Here is a 19,759-nt window from a genome sequence, read left to right on the forward strand (position 1 = left end):
TGGCATCTGCTGAATCTGCTCCTGTTGCTCTTTCTGCTCCTGCTATCAACGGTTAATTCTCAAGCATTAACTCAATTAGCTAAATAAGAAAGCGCTCTCCCACTTCGGGAGGGCGCTTTTAATTTAAGTTAGCAACAGAGGAGGTATTTACTAAATACCTCTTTAAGAATTACGGGAGTTAGTCGGGAAATACTAAAAGCTGAAACCAAGAGCGGGATATCACATTAGCGAACAACTTTACAATGGTTCAAGAACCCTGGTTTATCGCGGATATAAAGAGACTGACCAACAGCCTGTAGTCATCAAGCTGCTGAAAAAGCCTTATCCCAGCTTCACAGAACTCTTGTCGGCTCTAGATATACATAGCAAAGTAATCATTGTAGATTTCCGTATTAGTCATAACTGTGATTTCTATTTGTTTCTTTTCTTCATCTGTAGCCAGACTCATGGCCGGGTTTAAGCTATCTTGGGGGATAAAATCACCACAGTATTCATTAGCCGGTACTGTTGCATTCATTTTTTGGGGATAACTCAATTTGAGATTATTCATGATTGTAATGAATTGACTACGGCTGCGTTCGCACTGCGCTCCGTAGGAATCGCTAAATCTAGGATTAAAACGCTTTTCTTCGCCAATGGTGGAAACTGTGCGTCCTTTGTAATCATGGGCGGGATATACCAAGGTATCATCTGGCAAGGTGAATAAGCGTTGTGTCACCACATCGTATAGGGTTCCAGGATCGCCACCTTGAAAATCTGTGCGTCCACAACCACGAATAAATAAGGCATCACCAGTTAATAAGTGGGTTTTGTTTACCAAATATGCTATGTGACTAGCACTGTGACCTGGTGTGAAAATTGCTTCGATCGCTACCGATCCCACATCGATGATTTCGCCACCGACAAGAGAGCGATCAGCCTTCGTGACAGCAGGATTCTGGGGAACGATCACCTGACAGCCTGTTTGTTGCCTAAGTTTGCCTGCCCCTGTGATGTGATCGGCATGAAGATGAGTTTCTAGACAATAGCGTAGCTTTAATCCTAATTCATCTAATGATTGCAAATCGCGGTCAACTTGCTCTAATACAGGGTCAACTAGAACAGCATCTCCTGTCTGTTGATCGGCAATCAGGTAAGTATAACTACTAGTTTCAGGATCAAATAATTGACGAAATAGTAAGCTTGACTGGGGTATCTGTGAGCTGCGTAGGCGTAACCCGTCGTAGACATCGCCTGTCTCCTTATTTAAGGAAAGTATCGTGGGAATCGGACGCACACGTACTGGCAGCGACTGCAATAACGCTTGAGATAATTCCTGCGCCTGTACCCGTAATTCTGGAACAGCGACAGTTTCCCACAAGTCGCCTTTGCGAGGAGTGCCCAAGGTATAAAGCAGCGTCGAAACATTACTGTCTGCCGTATATAAAGCACCGTGGGGATCTGCATCTAAGCCTAAGCCGATGGCATTGGGGCGAATTAATCCTTGCGATCGCAAATCAGCAATTAGGGGGTGAGGCGATCGGCGATAATCTGCTGCTACCCCGGTACAATTCACTACACGGTGGACGTGTAAGACAGTATTAGCATGGGTTTTGCGCTGGCATACAGTCACTGCCACACCATCCGGCAAAGCTTGATATTCCCGAATCCGTCCGGCGGAAATGTTAAGTTGACCAGAATCCAACATTTCAGTGACAACATCCGCCACTTTGGGGGCAATACGGTGACGATGCACATCCCAATAGGCTGTTAGGTGACGCAAAAAGCGCTGCTGTTCCTCAGTCGGTAGTTTTTGCCAAATTTTCTGAATTATGGGACGCAGAGAATCAATTACCGATCGCCAGTCATAGCCTTGGGCAGCTGCAACTTCCACCTCGGAACGCAGCCGCCGTAACCAGCCGCGCACACTTTTTGGTGAAGTCTCTGGGGTCAAAAAGCTAGGATAAGGTTTAGCTGCTTGATGTTTTTGGGGAAATAACCCTCGTCGAGATATAGCATAAATTTTGCCCCGATGTTGGCGATCGTGCAGAGATAAAACCATATCCACCATCGTTAGTCCTGTACCAATTAGCAGCACAGGCGCATCAAGATCGAGGTCTGCTAGGGCATCGGCTGACCAAGCATTCCGCAGATAACTTTCATTATTGCTGTCTGCGCTTTTGATTGCGGGTGGTGTAGAAGGCGAGTTTCCCAACGCCAACACAACTTTATCTGCGGCAAAACAGCGACCACTACGCAGAGAGACGCTCGTGCCTTTTTCTTCAGGCTGTATCCCCACGACTTCATCAGTCAAACGTTCTAGTCGTACATCACTAGGTGCTGTGGCTTCTGCTTCTGCCAAAATCGACTGAATGTACAAACCATAGACCTTGCGGGGAATGAAGGTACTAGCATTGACTTCTTCAGGAAAAAATGACGCTAATTCGTTGCGATTGTACTGAAGCCAACGCAGCAGATGTCCGGGATCGTGAGGAAATGCACTCATGTTTCCGGCCGATACATTCAGCAAATGACAGTTGGTATTCGTGCTGTAGGCAATTCCCTTCCCCATTTGATGACTGCGCTCAATCAGCTTAATGGTGAGAGGTTGGCTGGCAGTTTTCAATAAGTGGGTAGCAACTAGAGAACCACTAAAGCCTCCGCCAACAATAGCGATCGTGGTTGAAGTCTGATCAGTCAAAAAACTAGGGTTCATGGCGATTTCACTTAAAATCGATAATCCCGCCGATTGAATAAAGTCTATTTACTAAGATTAAAGGTATTTATTTCCAACTCAGATGAAATAATTAGACTTTACTTAACTTTACTTAGTATTATTCTCTATAATAATACCTTGCTTTCAGGTATTTAACGCCTGGTTGACTGACAAAAGTCTGAGGTCAAGAAATTGAAGCAGAGAAAAAAGGAGGCGCAGACTTCCAGAAAAAATAATTTCGTCGGACTCTAACTGTTAGCTAAACACAGATAGAGGAATACAAGCGACCTCCCCCTGTTTAACGTATTGTAGATATCGTTAGTCTGCCATCTTTGACTCCGGATAATCAATAAAATGTTAAGACTTTATCATTTATTACTAGGTTCTATTTTGCTGGTGTCAATACCACTGGGAGCAAAATTTGTTCTTCCCCAATTTTCTCCACCCAAAGAGGTAAAATCCCCTGCCGTTGGAAAACTTCCCGCCTCTAATGAGGGTAATATCTGGCAGAAAATCCTGGGAAATACTGCTGCTCCCACTAACTGGCAAGTTGCCGCTTGTGAGGGAAATGCACCCCTGTTGTGTGTCTCTTCCAGAGGCAAACGTTTGGGTACAGTTGAGATTAACATTTACCCACTAACAAACAATGAGGATTTCCGAAAAAAACTCTTAGCAGCCGGTATTCCAAGTGGTTCCCAAGTAGACTACCAAAGTTCCCAATACCAAACCCAGGTATTACCAGTACTCAAGGCCTGGGTTGCAGACCACTATGCTGCATTTGCGAAAGATCGTCAGAGTCAATATGGAAAAGAGATTACTTTCTCAGCCTACCCACCGCAACCAGTACCGATTGGTAAACTTCAGGGAATCCGCTATGGCTTCGCCGGACTCAAGGAACAAGGTGGAGTAAAAGAGCAACATATCGGTCATGTTGCCTTTGATGGCAGTAAACTTTACGTAATTACTACTGCATTTGATCCAGGTACGCAGACAGGTAAGTTTGAGCAACTGGAAAATTTGGCTATTTTTCAACCTTACTTATATGCGATCGCATCCGATCTACGTTTACCGTAATGATTATGGGGTATGGGGCAAGGGGCATTGGGCAAAACAGTTCCGTTAGCGGATAGCTAAGGTTTAGCCCGTGCTGAGTAAAGAGTTAGGAGTTACGAATTCTCCCCCTGCCTCCCCTCCTCCCTGCCCATTCCCCAGTCCCCATCAACCTAAATCTCAGCCACCGCCCGTTCAATCAAGCGACGTGCTAAAGTTTGTGTGCCAGTGTGTTCATAATAATTTGTAGATACATCCAAGAATGCAGCCAGATAGTCTAACTTATCATCTGCAATATCGACAAAACTGTGTAAGTTGCTGACTACCTTGTGTGGCGTTAAATTATTCGCACTGACAATACCACTCATCCAACCTTTAACTGAGTCAAAACTTTCGCCGATAAAGTTGAGTTTACTACCAGCATTGTTGCCTGGAATCACATCTTTGATATTTTGGAAAGTCGAGTTCTGTTCTAACTCATTGGGACTTGTTTGATTAATCCCAGATATGGCTTTGCTGATGAAGTCTGGGCCTAGAGGTATTAAACCATCAACACAAACTAATGCCACCATGCGGATGAGTGACTCACCACTATACTCACCTAAAGAGGCGACAAAATCGCCAATGCTGTCTCCAGGAATGCCGTTAATTTGACAGAAAGCTACCAACTCCGCCACTAACTTTAATGTCAAATCGATGGTTTGGGCTTTGTCTGGTTTGGGAGTGACAGAGTTTAAAAAACCCAATAAAGGAATTTTTTCGCCAACTTTGTTAGCTAAAGCGGCTGCACCAAGGGCTTTATCTGTACCATCAACGGTTTGATATAACCACAAAGCTGTTTGGTATCCTTGGGATTTGTCATTGAATAGATAAATCGCTCTTTCACCAATTTGTTGAATTAAATCTTCGTCGTCTTCGCCAGTGACGGTTTTAATGGTGTTAACAAAGCCTACGACATTTTGCCACTCTCCAGGAGCAACAAAATCGAGGGACTTCAACATAGAAATAGTCAAACCGCCGGTTGGCAATTGATCGACTAAATCAACAATCGATTTGCTCACAAAAATCTCCTTACTTAGGTTTTGTTATCTTCAATGTTGGCAATCCGGCTTATTTCAGTTTAGCCAGACCATTAAGATTAAACTTCTCTAGCCAATCTGCGCGATCGCTAGCTGTAAATGACGAATCGCGGGAAAGTGCTTTTACTTGGTACTTACCTACCAAAATTGCAGTTTGCGTCTTACCAACTTCTACTGCGGGATAACCGCCAATTTTCTTGGTGCTTTTCGAGAACTTTGCTGCTGTACTAGGTGTGCTGGTAGTATCAGAAATAGACAGCAATGCTACATCTTTACCACCTTTTTTCAACTTCGCTTCTGCAAAGCCTTTTTTCTCTTGGGTAAAGACACGCTGGTAGCCATCACCTGCACTAGGGAAAAGTTTATTAAACTCGCTACCCTGAGTTGCATTCTTAGCCACCGCAACGTTTTTTTGTTGAGTGCTTTCTTTTTGCGCCTGGTCAAAACGTCCAGGTGCTTTTGGACTACAGGCTGTTGTCAGTAGTACCACTGACAGCAATAAAGCAGCTACCACCCTACGCCCACGGTTTAAAATCATTCTTGGCTTCTCCCTATACTTGAGCTTTGAGGCAATTATCTGCGCTGCTAGCAATTATTACTCGTAAAATTTACTTTTTGATAATTATTGCTTAAGTGCTTAACATACCAATAAACTCAACACAAAAATGCCCCCTTTCGGGCTACGGTGTATACGCATTTCTATACGAGATACACAACAACGTTAGATCCTCCTAAATCCCCCTTTTTAAAGGAGACTTTGACTCCTATTCCCCCCTTTTTAAGGCTAGGTGGGATCTAAAAGCTGTGGAACAACTTTAAAAGACTTGTGGATACACCGTAGACTTTTGGAAGAGACTAGGGCCAAGCGGGTTTCCCCCATGAGCAAGTGGCGTGGATTTAGGAGGATCTAAATGCAGTGGGATAAGTCTTTTAGAGTTGTGTATAGACTTTAGCCCTTTTAGGAGAGTGTCTTTGATTTATGGATAAGCATTCAAGTTTGATCAACCAGGGGGCCAGTCTAATTGCCGTCCTCCCAAAATATGCAAATGTAAGTGATAAACAGTCTGACCACCATCATCACCAGTATTGATCACAACTCGATAACCGTTTTTCAGTCCAGCTTCTTCTGCAACACGTTTGGCTGTTAATAAAAGATGCCCCAACAGAGCATGATCCTGAGATTCAGCATCAGCTAGTGTGGGAATGGGTTTTTTAGGAATGACGAGAATGTGAACAGGCGCTTGGGGGTGGATGTCTTTGAAGGCTAGGGCTAAATTATCCTCATAAACAATATCAACGGGAATTTCCCGACGAATAATTTTGCTGAAAATCGTTTCTGTAGTTTCACTCATACCATCTACCTAATCATCTGCTAGAGATTTTAAAGGTTTTTTTCCCCAAAACCCGATAAGTATTGGTACAGTATCCACCTTTGCTCAGATGAAATTTTGCCTCGTTAAGCGTTAAGTAGAGAAAAAGACATCACCTTTACAAGAGTATGAATATAGCAATTTGGGCGATGAAAAGCCGTAATTACACTGAGGCTAGCCCATCAATAATTTCTATCTTGGGTATTCGTAAATCCATTAGCACCCTTTTTTACAACTGATGCAGATTAAAAATGCTAAGGGTACGAAAGCTTCAATTTCAAAATGTCCGCATACGATATTAATTTTTCCCAATACCAGAAGCTACACTTGATCTTCATCCGCCAGACAACTTATATATTTTGTAAATCGGACAGGATGCTTAACCTACAATATATAGTGCTATATATTTATAGTTAAAAATTTTAATAAACCACGAAGGCTTAAAAATCACAAAGCCGGACTTTTGCAAAACAACCATATTTGATGAGTAAATCAATTGTTTCAACAAAACGGCTCGGCAGTCAGTTAATCCTCTGGTTGCTTGAAGAAGATCGACGAGAGAAGGAAGGGCCTTACCGCAAGGAGGAAGCACATCGCCAGCATCCTTGGTGGCAGGTAATGTGCTTGACTGGTGTAGATTATTTCTCCACCCTTGGCTATCAACCTGGGATTGCAGCACTGGCGGCTGGCGCTCTTTCTCCTATCGCTACCTTGATTCTAGTTTTGCTGACGCTCTTTGGAGCATTGCCAATCTATCGGCGGATTGCTGCCGAAAGCCCTCATGGTGAAGGGTCGATCGCAATGTTAGAACGTTTGCTACCTTGGTGGCAAGGCAAATTACTTGTGCTATGTTTACTCGGTTTTGTGGCAACCGACTTTATTATTACCATTACGCTGTCGGCTGCTGATGCTACAGCCCATATCATCGAAAATCCCCTTACCCCAGATTGGTTTCACGGTCAGACGATCGCAATCACCCTAATATTAGTTGCATTACTAGGCGCAGTTTTCTTGAGAGGTTTCCGAGAAGCGATTGGGATTGCAGTAGTTTTGGTGGCAGTTTATCTGCTGTTAAACTTCATTGTCGTGAACGTCGGTGTGTACCAGATTTTAACTCATCCAGGAGCGATCGCTAACTGGCAGACTGCACTTTTTGCCCGCCATTCCAATCCTTTGATCTTAATCGGTATAGCTCTTTTGATATTTCCCAAGCTAGCACTGGGATTATCAGGCTTTGAGACTGGCGTAACCGTGATGCCCCTTGTCAAAGGTAACAGTAGTGACACTCGCCAATATTCCAAAGGGCGGATTCGGAATACACGCAAGTTGCTTACCAGTGCTGCTCTAATTATGAGCTTCTTTTTGCTCACCACTAGCTTTATAACGACTCTACTGATTCCAGTCGCAGAATTTGCATCTGGGGGCAAAGCTAACGGACGGGCTCTTGCTTATTTAGCACATTTGTATCTAGGCAATGCCTTTGGCACAATTTACGATCTAAGTACCATTTCCATTTTGTGGTTTGCAGGTGCATCTGCAATGGCAGGGCTGCTGAATATTGTGCCTCGCTACCTACCACGCTATGGTATGGCTCCCAACTGGGCACGAGTAACACGACCTTTGGTGTTAGTCTACACTGCGATCGCATTTGTTGTCACAATTATCTTCAGGGCAAATGTGGAAGCGCAAGGTGGGGCTTATGCAACTGGTGTGCTTGTATTAATTACCTCAGCAGCCTTTGCAGTCACCTTATCAGCCCACCGTCACAGAGAGAAGCGGGCAAGACTGGTTTTTGCTACTATTACACTGTTATTTTTATATACCACTATTGTTAATATCATCGAAAGGCCAGAGGGGATTAGGATCGCTGGTTTTTTCATTGGTGCGATCATTTTTACCTCGTTGGTTTCTCGTGTTTGGCGTTCAACGGAACTGCGAGCAGAGCGGATCGAAGTTGACGAACTTGCTGCCCAATTCCTTGCTGAAGAGAGCCAAGGAGCAATCCGACTGATTGCAAATCGGTTGAATACGGGTGATGTCCTAGAGTATTTTATGAAAGAGAAAGAGGTACGCGAGGATAACCATATTCCGCCCAACGATCCAATTCTTTTTCTAGAGATTCAGGTATCAGATGCTTCAGAATTTGCGGATATCATCAAAGTAAGAGGGGTGCAAGTTGGTGATTATCGCATCTTGCGGGCTGAGAGTGCAGCAGTCCCCAATGCGATCGCGGCTTTGCTGCTGTATATTCGTGACCAAACAGGTAAGATTCCCCATGCCTACTTTGGATGGGTTGAGGGCAACCCCATACAATACTTACTGCGTTTTATCTTGTTTGGAGAGGGCGATATTGCTGTAGTTACCCGTGAAGTACTCCGTCGCGCCGAAAAGAATCCCCAGAGGCGACCTGGTGTTCATGTCGGGGGTTGAGTAAGCATCTTGAATGATTGAAGAGGAAAATGACATATATTTCCGCAAAAACCCTTACATTGGAAGATTTTCTCTCCCAATACCGAGATAATCTCCACTATGAATTGGCTGATGGAGAACTAATTGACATGGAACCCACTGGGCCACACGAAACAGTGGGTGGCAAACTAGCAACCCAAATTGGTATCTATCTTGTTGGAGAACAACTCCCTTGGTTTATTCCTCGCACTTGTTTAATTTACCCCTTTGCAGATGCAGCTACAGTTCGTCGTGCTGATATCGTCGTTCTCGATGAAACCGTTCTCAACCGTGAACCTCTTTGGGAGCGAGAGCCTGTAATTACGCTGGGACGATCCATTAAACTGGTGGTTGAAGTTGTTAGCAGCAACTGGGAAACTGACTATGCTCGCAAGGTTGAGGAATATGCCCTCTTAGGCATTCCTGAATATTGGATTGTGGATTATCGAGGATTGGGCGGTGTGGCATTTATTGGTAAACCTAAACAACCTACTTTCACTGTCTGTCGATTGCTTGAAGACACATATACTCAACAAAAATATCGGCTAAATCAATCAATTAACTCACCGCTTTTGCCTAGTCTGCAACTTCGCTTAGATGACATTCTGCCTCGTTAAGTGTAGGTGTAGCCCGTCGTAGACATCGCCTGCTTTAACCCTGTCATGAGAAGTGCGATCGCCTCAACTAAGACATAAACATCAGGAGCGTTACAAGTTTAACCCAAATGCAGCAATAACCCTTACCTACACTAAGGTAAAACATTTATGGGAGTTCCAATATTAACCAATTCGTACAATGCGATTACATCTTTATTGAGCATCCGAATACAACCATGAGACACAGCTTGACCAATGAGTTTGTCCTGATTTGTGCCATGAAAAGCTAGATGAGATTTTTTATATATTTTGAATACAATCACACGCTTTCCTAATGGGTTGTTAGCACCTGGCATGATAATATTACCTGTCTTGAAGTTTTTAAAGATTGGGTTTTTTTTCATATAAATAACCTGGTAATTGCCAAGTGGGGTTTCCCAACCAGATTTACCAATAGCAATAGGAAAACTTTTTAAGACTTGTTTATCCTGATATACATAAACTTGGCGTGCGCCACGCTTGACTCTAATACTAATTTTGTGAGTAGTATTATTTTTAGATGGTGGTATTTTAGGTGGAGATTGTGATTGTTGCGTAATTGCTTTATTAGATGATAATTTCTTTAAATATCCTGATAAAAAACCTCCTGTGAAACATACTATAATAGTTAGCAAAAATAATATTTTTGTTTTTACAAACATACCGAATGATACAGTTTTTGCACTTCAATTTAAAAAGTGAGGGCTGTCAAAAAATCTATGATTAGATTTTAAAGTTATCATTTTTTACTGCCTAAATGATAACTTTAGATAAAAATTTTGACAGATCCTGAATCTTACCATAGTGCAGGTACTGATTGTCTTTTTAACTCATCATGTACTTGTAGAGCTATTTGTTTAGCCCATCCTGGTTTGTTGGTAGTTTTGTTCATTGCTATTTCGTTCATCATGGCTCTGGTTACATTTGTTTCAAGTCCTTTTATCTTTCCAGCTTGTTTAATCTGAACTATAGCAAAATCTACATATTGCTTCTCGTGGTCTGCAAGGTATTTTGGTTCAGGAATATTTCTTATAAATGCTTTTTCTAGTTCTCCAGATTCAGAGAATTTATCAATATTTTTTTGTAACTGATTGCTAGATTCCTTTTGTATTTGATCCCAGTTTATAGATGTTCCAGATTTTTTTATTGCTTCTACCGTATCAAATAATGTTTCTAAGTATGTTAATTTTGTTCTTATATCTATATATAAATTTAACATATTACGGTCAATTTCTTGCTTTTGCTGGGACTGTGCAGATGTAGCATAGCTGACTGGAATAATAGCAAAATTATTAGGAGCTTTTTGGTTAAACACACTGGGAGTTATGTTATTGGGACTTACGTTATTAGCTACTGAAACAAGTGGTTCACGCCAACCCTCAGCTTGTTTCATGTATCTATATGTGGGGAAATCTGCTAATTGATTAGCTGTTATCCGAGAAGCTGCTTTCACATCGAATAAAGCATTCCAAACATATCGAAGCCCCATAGCTCCCTTTTCTACAAACTCTGCCTGAGCAGAAGCAATATCTGAAGAGTCTTTAATTTTATATCCTAATACTAATTCTTCAGATTTTTTGTTTAAATCTACCTCTCCATTAATCCTATAAACTACATCAGCTTTATTTTGGCTCAATTCTATAGGAAGTGATGCATAAACCACAGTTACTGTACTAATACAAAACAAGGTTACGCCTAAAAAATATCTGCTATACTTCAACATAACTTCTCCGCATTGATTTCAACAAAACTACTCACTACTATTGATAGTAATTTCCTGATTAGGAAAAACTAATCATTGATTCTCAAAAGTCTTCGCATTACGCAAATAAATAACAAAACCCATAACAATTGCAAAAATCACACCTATTAGTATATGAAACACCACATCAAATAAAAAACTTAAAGCAAAATTACTAGCCATATTATCTTTGGAAATAGATAAATATTTCTCGCTAGGGTTAGGCATGACTGAAGTAGAAATACTGCTAACAGCTAAGCCAGTACCTACCAGAGTGATCACTCGTTCTAGTTGTTGTTCCCGTTTTTGAGCTTTAGCTTCATTAGCTTGATCTAGTTCTGCCTTTTCAGCTTCCAGTTCAGCTCGGTCAATTGCTACCATACCCTGAACTGTATCAATTAACTGCTGAAATAACTTAGCACCAGGTTCTAGATGCTGACGATAAACTTGGATTTGAGCTTTATACTTATTGTGAGTTAGTTCTATAAACTCTTTTAAGAAAGATAAATTATCATCTCCTAATTCACTCAGCTTCTTAAATCTAGATTCGTAATTCTTTATATTGGTTACGATTGTAGTTTCATGATCTGCTAAATCCCGTAGGTGTTTGGAGTATTCAATTGCTTTTGTAGGCAATTTAGCCAGTAATTGCTTAAATTTTTTGAGTCGATCAGGACGAGATTTTGAAACAATAATCTGAAAGTCTTTGATATCTTCTTCTAGCTCGCTGTAGAGTTTTTCAGCTTCATAAAAACACCATTGACACTCGTCATAGGCATATAAAATTTTGTGGTAGGCGCAAAGTAACTCCAGTAACTGCTCAGACACCTCAGTTAGTTGTTCGTCAGTTGGAGTAGTGTCTGGATTTATGAACCAAACCAAGATATGACATCGTTTGGATGGTTCTATTTCCAGCGTCTCATATACAAAAATTTGGTTGCCTAGTAGTTTACCTTCACCAGTTAGAAAAAGTTGAATTTGATTGTCAAGAAGTTGAGCAACACAATCATCTGCTAACCTCTGTAGCTGCTCATTATCAGCTGGCAGTAGGGGTTGGCCATACAGAAGTAAAGTTTGTCCTATAGATGCTTTAATGTGTTGAGGCAGCAAAAGTTTTTTTGGATTAAGTTGCTCTAGTTCCTCTAGAAAAATAGCGCCATTACACGAAAAAGTGAGGTCTACAGCATAGGTGTCATGAAGCCGAAATGGACAGAATGAACTGAGTTTTATATCTGCACTTCCTATTGGTGCAATGGGATTGCACTCTAACTCATCTTGATTCGAGCGAAGTAGGCTTTGCCGTTTAAACGTTAATTGGTTCTCTAAGTTCGGCTGATATTGACCGTTTTGATAGCAGATTAGCTCTTGTTTAAGGTCTTGTAGCGCAGGAAACTGGAGAGTATTTCCTAGTTCTACCAACTGCTCCCAAAGTTGATCAGCTTTTGCTGAAGTTTGCTCTGGCCCCTGACTAATGTCAGTACGCAGATGGAAAGCATAGAGGGTAAGACTTGGGCTATATAGCCCCTGAGCTAAGGTTGTCTCGCTCATTTCTTAAGTAGGAATAATTATAATTGGGAAGAGGTTTTGCTTTGAGAAGATGATTTGCTTTGACGGACGATGTTATCTAGCAAACCTTTAGCTTCCTTCGGTGTAATCCGAGTTGGAATCCCTCCTGCTCCCCGTTCACTAGAGCTACTAATAGGCAGTTTCATCAGTGTATTGTGGATTTGAGGATATTCTTCTACCCAAATAACTATTGCATCTGATATTTCTTCAATATCTTTTAGATCATTAGGTAAAGTTGATAGTAAATTCTCTAGAGATACACGAACTTCGTCTGTAAAAAGTTCAGGATTATTTTGTGCGATGTAATTTAAGTCTTTGATAATTTGTTCGTGAATGGATGAAGTCATTTGCTTACTCCTTTATTGACCAATAGCACAGAATGCTGCCCAGTGATAAGGCTGACAAAATGGTTTTTCTTCATCTTGATGCTGAAGAAGAGAGCGTTCTAGATAGAATTTGTCAGTGCGCCTGAGGGATAAATTTTCAATCCATTGCTCTAATTCCGTCCTCGTTGAAAAAAAGCTTCGTAGGTTAAATTCATCTATATAGCTAAGGGACAAACTTTTAATCCACTGCTCAATCGGCTGCTTAGTCCAATGCTCAATCGACTGCTTAAATCGCGTTCTCGTTAAATCCCGCAACCATATCTGAGCTTTGTTGAGTGCAATGGCTACAGCACTTTCTTCTAGTTCGGAAGACTTATTCCAATGTTCTATTAAGTTTTCGTAAAATTTGATCATCAACAAGGCAGTAGAAATATCATTCACTTTCCAGAGACTAGCGACAATGCTGGGACTGCCTGCAAATAAGAAGCTACTAGGTAGACCAATGTATTCATCACTGATACTATCAGGATCTACCATTCCTGTTTCGCAGCCTGAGAGAGTGACAAGGCGGCATTTATCAAGAGTTAGTCCAAAAATTTCGGCTAGGGTAAGCCGTCCATCTTCTTTTTGTGTTTCAGACCCATGTTCGGCTAATAGTAGTGCTGATTCTAAAGGAGATTTCAGGTCAAACTCACCATGACAACAGAAGTGGCAACAATGAGATGAAGGCAGGTTTTCACTGACCTTGAGGGTAACTTCGCTGGCATCTCTCTCTTGCAATACATAATTAGAGGAAAAAAATGAGCGGATAACGTCAACTTCTAATTTGGCATATTTCAGACTAGCCAAAACATTTTTGGGATTTTGAACAGCGAACAAATTGCTAAATTCAGTACGTTGCAGTCTTTGGCTTAATTGCAACAGTTGGCAACTAGGAGCATAACGCACACCACCTTCAAATTGGTCTAAAAGACATTTATCTTGTTCTTCGGATAAAGGTAGAGCATGTAGGGGTAACAAATGTAAGAAGCGGTGGGGGACTAATATCAATCGATTACAAGTTTCAGGAATATGAGATAGTATTTCCTCGATATGCAGAATCTTTGCTAATTCCCTAAAATGACTATTCAGTTTGCTTTGCCACTTTTCTTTATCTGTTGCATAGTAAGCTTGGAGGTATTGTTTACACAAACTGATTAAACTGTCTAAATCTTCGGATGAAGATGTCAATACAAAAGGTATATTTTTTATTTCTGACTCTTTATTATGATTAACGATAAAAGTAATAATTTTACTATTAGTAATATACCACTCAATGAGTACAGTATCTTCTTTTACTAAAGCTTGCATCTCGCTAAAAGAGATTTTATTAACCTTCTGAGTAAATTTAAACGTTTTGTCTATGTCATTAATGTTTTTTAAAAGATTGTCTCGTTTCTTTCGCAATGATTTTAATTCTTCTTGGCTTTCTTTCTGCCGTTGTTTACTTGAATTTTTTCTTCGCAATTCATCAAGTTCTTTGCAATGTCTTTCATAGTCTTCTTGTTTCCCTTGTCTGTCATAGAAGTCTTCTTTGGGATATAAGTTTTTGGTTGCTAGTAGTTCAACAAGGTTGCGAGACTTACTAAGTTCAGCATATTCCATAGCATCAGCAAAGTACTGAGGCTGATCTTGAGCTAGTTCTAAACAAACTTCTACTATGTTTTGATAATAAGGATTCCATTCTTCAGCCAATTTTTGTTTATCTGCTTCAATCCCAGAGCCAGAGATTATTTCTGCTCGGAGAGATTCTGCAATATTAATTGCAGCAGCAAAGGCTGTATGAGCTTTAGTGTAGTTTTCAGCATTTTGGTAGGCATATCCAATATTACCTTGAGTTGTTGCCCACTCATGGGGGAAATCATCACTATTATAGATTTGTAAAGCTGATTCAAAAGCCTGAACTGCCAACTTTAAATTATCTTTTTTATATCCATTTTTTCTTTTAATATAAGCAATTCCAAGATTATTTTTGATTTTAGCCCATTGGCTGGGATATTGTTTATTAATTAATTTTTTTAGTACTGAATTGAAAATATGAATTGCTTGTTCTAAATTATCTTCCTTATTTCCTTGTTGTCTTTTAAGATAAGTATTAGCAAGGTTATTTTGAGTTATAGCCCAATCGCTAGGAAATTTATCAACAGTGTAAACTTGCAAAGCTAATTCAAAAGCCTGTATTGCTTTTTCTACATTATTTACATCTTCTTTTTTTAATTGCATATAAGCATAACCAATTTGATTTTGAGTCCACGCCCAATTTTCAGGAAAACCTTCGCAACTGTAAACTTGCAAAGCTAATTCAAAAGCCTTAATTGCTGCTTCTAAATTATTATTCTTATCTCCTCTGAGGCGGTAACAGTAAGTAATGCCAAGATTAGTTTGTGTCTTAGCCCATTCGTTACTAAAACGTCCACCAATGTAAATTGGCAAAGCTGATTTGAAAGCTTCAATTGCTAGTTCCAGGTTTTCCGCCGTCTCACCTCTTATCCGGCAATTGTAGGCACAACCAAGTTCATTTTGAATCCATGCCCAGTCTTGGGGAAAAGCCTCACGGGTATAGAATTTTTCTTGTAAAAGTTTATACCCGGCAATAGCTATTTCTATATTACTGGCTTTACTACCACAAGGAAAATACAAGAATAGCTGACTGAATACAGCAATAACTGAGGCAATTTTTTCTAAAACTTTTTGTAATATATGTTCCAACAAACTCATGCTTTTTACCTAAATAAATAGCCACCCAAATTAGTAAAAATTAAGTATGATATGTAATGCTTAAAACTAGAGTGTGTCATCAATTAAATATGAAATTGGCTCATGGCAAGGATTTCAGGAGTCTTTGTCACAAAAATGCCAAGAGACTCAATCCCTTATCTGATAAAGCTTTTGGCTCTTAACTGATGACACGCCCTAACTCTTTTAATTAACTATATGAAGACTGTGATCGCCACTCCATCTAAATATCTTGATTGCACTCCTCACAGTTATACAAATTAAAACTAAGTAGATACACTAAGCCTAGAAAATAAGCTCAACTTTGTCACTAGCTAAATGTTGGGTTTTAAACCTATCAAAATGTGAGGTCAAGAACATGCAAACTATAGCCTGACAATCCCCCGATTCAAGGCGGTGACTAGGGCTTGAGTCCGATCGCTAACGTTCAACTTGCCGAAAATATTATTAGCATGGAACCTGACGGTACTCTCCGCAATATTGAGGACATTGCTAATCTGCTGATTATTCTTGCCCTTGGCGATTAGGCGCAACACCTCCAACTCGCGATCGCTCAATTCCTCACTACCTATCCGCTCGGCTAGCTTGGCTGCTATAGTGGGCGGAATATACTTTTGTCCTTGATGAACAGTGCGAATCGCATCCAAGAGTTCATTCGGTTCAGCGCCCTTGAGGAGATAGCCCTTTGCACCAGCCCGCAATCCCCGATAGATATCTTCATCACCATCAAAGGTAGTCAATACAACGATCCGAGCGTGTTTAAACTTAGCACGGATGGCTGAGATCGCATCAGCACCTTCCATCTTCGGCATTCGCAAATCCATCAGCGCTACATCGGGTTGATGTTGGTGGAAAAGTTCTAACGCTTCTTGCCCGTCGCCAGCATGGCCGATTACAGTCATATCTGGCTCACATTGAAGAAACATTGTTAAAGCTTGTCCCAAGATGGGATGATCGTCAGCAAGCAGGATGCGAATGACATTGGATTGACTCATAATCATTTACCCTCGGTAGACTAACACTGAAACTTCTGTTCCCTGTCCTGGCGAACTCTGAATTTTTAGTTTTGCCCCGATGCGTTCAGCCCGTTCGCTCATGACTAACAGCCCAAAGCTGTTGATAACAGATACACTGGCGATGTCAAACCCTTGCCCATCATCTTTGATTTGCAAGCTGCACTGTCTTTCTTGATACGCCAGTTCAATTTGAATTTCTCTAGCTTGGGCATACTTGAAGGCATTGGTTAATGCTTCTTGTCCAATACGGAGTAGGTTATTTTCAACATCTGGAGACAAGGGGTATATCTCACCTATTAATTGGCAGACAATATGTGTATTGGTAGGGGAAAACATCTGTATGGCGAAGCGATTGAGAGCATTAAAAATGTCGCCGTTTTCTAATAATTGAGAGCGTAATGCTTTTATCGAACGGCGTGCTTCAGTTAGACCAGAATGAGCTAAGTCTCGCCCTGCTTTGATTAATTTCTGTGCTACTTCTATATCTGTTGTCAGTTTTCGTGAGGCGGTGTCTAAGTGGACAATAACAACGGTGAAGGCTTGTGCTAAAGTATCGTGAATTTCCTGTGCCAAGCGGTTACGTTCTGCCAATACGGTTGCTTGTTCAGCCTGCTTACGACTAGTGATATCCTGTATTGCAGCCATCCTGATAGTACGCCCACGATATGACATAAATCTGGCTCTGATCTCAGCCGGAAATGTGCTTCCATCCTTGCAAAGACAAACAGTTTCATAAATTCCTTCATCTCCTGAGCGAATCTTCTGCATCACCTGTTCCCGATATTCAGGAGCAGTAAAATCCATGACACGCATACCAACTAACTCAGAAAGTTCATAACCAAACATCTCAGCACAGGTTTGATTAGTGTCTAAAAGTATGCCTTGTTCGGTAATAGCGATCGCTTCAAATGTTGCCTCTGCTAATAGCCGAAATCGCGTCTCGCTCTCTAAAAGCGCCACTTCTGCCTGCTTGCGTTCAGCTATTTCTCGTTGTAGTTCTAGAGTACGTTCAGTAACCTGTTGCTCTAAAATCGAATTATAATCAGCTAGAATCTTCTCTGCTTTTTTGCGTTCGGTAATATCAATACAAACAGTGAGCGCATATATTACTTTCCCCGATTCATCAAAAATTGGGGTGCTTAAAACTTCTACAGGGATAGTTTTATTCGGGTGGCGAAACTCAAGATTATCAACATGGATAGTTTTACCAGCTAAAGAATATACAATTGGCAGTTCATCAGCAGGGCATAACTGGTCAGTTCCAGCTAGATAAATTTGATAATATTCTGCTATATTTTCGTATTCGATAAATGGTAATAACTCTACATTGACTAACTGTTGTGAAGCTCGATTAGTATAGTAGAGTTGCCCACTACTATCATCTATCGAAACACTCACAGGTATAGCGTCAAGAAATTGTTTCAGACGGGTTTCACTTTGCAATAAAGCTTTGTTTAAATCCTGCATTTGGGAAAATTTTTCTTGCAGTTGATCTGCCATACTATTAAATGACTTTGCTAATTCCCCCAATTCATCGGAACGCTCTATTTCTATTCTTTTTTCCCATTCACCTTGAGCAAGCGCTAAAGCTGATTTTTTTAAAGCTAGAACTGGTTGAGTAATCCACCGTAAAATTAAAACACCGACAGCTACAGCCACTATCAAAGCAGCAATACACAGCACAATAGTGGTGCGGGTATTAACATTAATTGCCTGCATGAAGTCATCTTCTGGGACTACTACCACAATTAACCAGTCAAGTCCTCGATTATCTTGAAAGGGTAAAACTTGAATAAACTGCCGCTTACCATCTATCGAGAAATATAATTGCTGTGAGCTATTAATTGACTTAAGTTCATGAAATTTATTTTTTAAATATTTACTAGTAAATTGTGTTTTTTTATCATTACTATTTATAGCCAAAAATGGCTGAATTCTATTTTCTGCTAATTGTGTCTCTAAATTATTTGAGCGGAAGGGTTTTTCATTAGTTGAAGTTGCTACTAATCTTCCAGACTGACGCTCAACAATAAAACTTATGCCTGTTTTACCAATTTTTAAATTTTGTAGAAAAGTGCCAATTTTGGATAAGTTTAAATTTGAGAGTAATACACCTTGCAAATTTCCCTGTTTATCGTAAGCAGGCTGACTAGCAGCTATGTACAAGGCAATACCAGAATTATGAGGATAAATTTTACTCCAAATTGGTCTTTCTTCTGCTATCGGTTTGTTATACCAATCACGTCTTTGAGTATCATAAGGTTTTCCAAAATCCTTTATTCCCGTGCGTGTGCCTTGTTTATTAGTAGTATAAGTCCGTAAATTATATTTAGTCGATTTACCAGATGCTCTGATTGTCAAAGAGCCATCAGGAAATATTTCTGCTGAAATAAACTCTTTATTTTTATTGGCAAACCCAATTAGACTAACTTGACTAAATACTTTTAATTGTTCAAAAAAATATTTTTCTAAGATAGCAAAATCTTGTATATTTAATTGACCAAGTTTAATAGCATTAGCATTATTCTGATTAATTTGCTGGGGAGTTTCAAGAAAAGTATGCAGATTCTGCTGAACACGCTGGCTAATTTCACTTAGTAGCCGTGTGGCAATATTATTTACTGCTTTTTGCCCATTTTTGAATGAGAGATAACCTGTTAAACTCACCACCGCTAAGATTTGCAGAATAAAGGGAACAATCAGAACGGTTCGCAGAGAAGGTTTAAAGCGAAGAGAAAGAAAGTATTGAAGATATGATATTTTGTTAAACAATAAAATATTCCTTTTATTGTCAAGATTATAAAATTTACTTAAGAAATTAAACTTCCGAAAATTTTAAGTGTCTGAAACAGAAGTAGTTCAGGCTTTTTTAACTCATCCTGCATTCACTACAGCACTTTTATTTTGATTAATAATTAATCTTTCCTTTAAGTTGTATAGTCAGCACTTTTCTTCAAATAACATATATGAATTTTATGTAGGAGTAAAAATCATTTTTGCATAATCTAGTTCTAAAAAATGCATACAGAAAGATTAACCCTAAAAAATCTCTCTTAGG

14 protein-coding genes are annotated in these 19,759 nt (G+C 40.1%); 3 read left to right on the forward strand and 11 right to left on the reverse strand.

Annotation, left to right across the window (positions count from 1 at the left end; translation table 11 throughout):
- Positions 1-352: 352 nt before the first annotated feature.
- Complete coding sequence (locus H6G86_RS22925; RefSeq protein ID WP_242064924.1) at positions 353-2,680, reverse strand: FAD/NAD(P)-binding protein; 2,328 nt, start codon at positions 2,678-2,680, stop codon at positions 353-355.
- Between the two features lie 369 nt (positions 2,681-3,049).
- Here H6G86_RS22925 and H6G86_RS22930 point away from each other — a divergent pair, with 369 nt between their 5' ends.
- Positions 3,050-3,769 (forward strand): hypothetical protein, encoded by a 720-nt coding sequence (locus H6G86_RS22930; RefSeq protein ID WP_190936242.1) that lies wholly within the window; start codon positions 3,050-3,052, stop codon positions 3,767-3,769.
- 149 nt (positions 3,770-3,918) lie between these two features.
- Here the strand turns inward: H6G86_RS22930 and H6G86_RS22935 are convergent, their stop codons facing one another.
- The 3 genes from H6G86_RS22935 to H6G86_RS22945 form a co-directional block, all read right to left on the reverse strand.
- Positions 3,919-4,806, reverse strand: coding sequence for a hypothetical protein (locus H6G86_RS22935; protein ID WP_190936243.1), 888 nt, complete (start codon positions 4,804-4,806; stop codon positions 3,919-3,921).
- 49 nt (positions 4,807-4,855) lie between these two features.
- Positions 4,856-5,362: a hypothetical protein gene (locus tag H6G86_RS22940; protein WP_190936244.1), complete on the reverse strand. Its 507-nt coding sequence runs from the start codon at positions 5,360-5,362 to the stop codon at positions 4,856-4,858.
- A gap of 463 nt (positions 5,363-5,825) precedes the next feature.
- Positions 5,826-6,176, reverse strand: coding sequence for a histidine triad nucleotide-binding protein (locus H6G86_RS22945; RefSeq protein ID WP_012408957.1), 351 nt, complete (start codon positions 6,174-6,176; stop codon positions 5,826-5,828).
- 501 nt (positions 6,177-6,677) lie between these two features.
- Here H6G86_RS22945 and H6G86_RS22950 point away from each other — a divergent pair.
- A complete protein-coding gene (locus H6G86_RS22950; RefSeq protein ID WP_190936245.1) occupies positions 6,678-8,624 on the forward strand; it encodes an APC family permease in 1,947 nt (648 codons plus the stop codon).
- 29 nt (positions 8,625-8,653) lie between these two features.
- Positions 8,654-9,259 carry a Uma2 family endonuclease gene (locus tag H6G86_RS22955; RefSeq protein ID WP_190936246.1) on the forward strand — a complete coding sequence of 202 codons (606 nt, stop codon included), beginning with the start codon at positions 8,654-8,656 and terminating at the stop codon, positions 9,257-9,259.
- A gap of 131 nt (positions 9,260-9,390) precedes the next feature.
- Here H6G86_RS22955 and H6G86_RS22960 read toward each other — a convergent pair whose 3' ends face one another.
- The 7 genes from H6G86_RS22960 to H6G86_RS22990 all read right to left on the reverse strand — a co-directional run bounded on the left by H6G86_RS22960 (position 9,391) and on the right by H6G86_RS22990 (position 19,473).
- Complete coding sequence (locus H6G86_RS22960; protein ID WP_190936247.1) at positions 9,391-9,939, reverse strand: L,D-transpeptidase; 549 nt, start codon at positions 9,937-9,939, stop codon at positions 9,391-9,393.
- A gap of 134 nt (positions 9,940-10,073) precedes the next feature.
- Positions 10,074-11,000 carry a hypothetical protein gene (locus tag H6G86_RS22965; RefSeq protein WP_190936248.1) on the reverse strand — a complete coding sequence of 309 codons (927 nt, stop codon included), beginning with the start codon at positions 10,998-11,000 and terminating at the stop codon, positions 10,074-10,076.
- Positions 11,001-11,072: 72 nt separating this feature from the next.
- Positions 11,073-12,566 (reverse strand): hypothetical protein, encoded by a 1,494-nt coding sequence (locus H6G86_RS22970; protein ID WP_190936249.1) that lies wholly within the window; start codon positions 12,564-12,566, stop codon positions 11,073-11,075.
- Positions 12,567-12,583: 17 nt separating this feature from the next.
- Entirely contained in the window at positions 12,584-12,931 is a 348-nt protein-coding gene (locus tag H6G86_RS22975; protein WP_190936250.1) for a hypothetical protein, read from the reverse strand.
- A gap of 12 nt (positions 12,932-12,943) precedes the next feature.
- A complete protein-coding gene (locus tag H6G86_RS22980) occupies positions 12,944-15,667 on the reverse strand; it encodes a CHAT domain-containing protein (protein ID WP_190936251.1) in 2,724 nt (907 codons plus the stop codon).
- A gap of 383 nt (positions 15,668-16,050) precedes the next feature.
- Positions 16,051-16,680 carry a response regulator gene (locus H6G86_RS22985; RefSeq protein ID WP_190936252.1) on the reverse strand — a complete coding sequence of 210 codons (630 nt, stop codon included), beginning with the start codon at positions 16,678-16,680 and terminating at the stop codon, positions 16,051-16,053.
- Between the two features lie 6 nt (positions 16,681-16,686).
- Positions 16,687-19,473 (reverse strand): PAS domain S-box protein, encoded by a 2,787-nt coding sequence (locus H6G86_RS22990; protein WP_190936253.1) that lies wholly within the window; start codon positions 19,471-19,473, stop codon positions 16,687-16,689.
- Positions 19,474-19,759: the final 286 nt, after the last annotated feature.

Origin of the sequence: Nostoc sp. FACHB-133 (assembly GCF_014698055.1) — a bacterium.
GTDB lineage: Bacteria > Cyanobacteriota > Cyanobacteriia > Cyanobacteriales > Nostocaceae > Nostoc.

What these genes read in the sequence shown, in the direction of transcription:
- H6G86_RS22930 (WP_190936242.1), top strand. Translation starts at nt 3,050, where the DNA reads ATGTTAAGACTTTATCATTTATTACTAGGTTCTATTTTGCTGGTGTCA.
- H6G86_RS22940 (WP_190936244.1), bottom strand. Translation starts at nt 5,362, where the DNA reads ATGATTTTAAACCGTGGGCGTAGGGTGGTAGCTGCTTTATTGCTGTCA.
- H6G86_RS22945 (WP_012408957.1), bottom strand. Translation starts at nt 6,176, where the DNA reads ATGAGTGAAACTACAGAAACGATTTTCAGCAAAATTATTCGTCGGGAA.
- H6G86_RS22950 (WP_190936245.1), top strand. Translation starts at nt 6,678, where the DNA reads ATGAGTAAATCAATTGTTTCAACAAAACGGCTCGGCAGTCAGTTAATC.
- H6G86_RS22955 (WP_190936246.1), top strand. Translation starts at nt 8,654, where the DNA reads ATGACATATATTTCCGCAAAAACCCTTACATTGGAAGATTTTCTCTCC.
- H6G86_RS22960 (WP_190936247.1), bottom strand. Translation starts at nt 9,939, where the DNA reads ATGTTTGTAAAAACAAAAATATTATTTTTGCTAACTATTATAGTATGT.
- H6G86_RS22965 (WP_190936248.1), bottom strand. Translation starts at nt 11,000, where the DNA reads ATGTTGAAGTATAGCAGATATTTTTTAGGCGTAACCTTGTTTTGTATT.
- H6G86_RS22970 (WP_190936249.1), bottom strand. Translation starts at nt 12,566, where the DNA reads ATGAGCGAGACAACCTTAGCTCAGGGGCTATATAGCCCAAGTCTTACC.
- H6G86_RS22975 (WP_190936250.1), bottom strand. Translation starts at nt 12,931, where the DNA reads ATGACTTCATCCATTCACGAACAAATTATCAAAGACTTAAATTACATC.
- H6G86_RS22980 (WP_190936251.1), bottom strand. Translation starts at nt 15,667, where the DNA reads ATGAGTTTGTTGGAACATATATTACAAAAAGTTTTAGAAAAAATTGCC.
- H6G86_RS22985 (WP_190936252.1), bottom strand. Translation starts at nt 16,680, where the DNA reads ATGAGTCAATCCAATGTCATTCGCATCCTGCTTGCTGACGATCATCCC.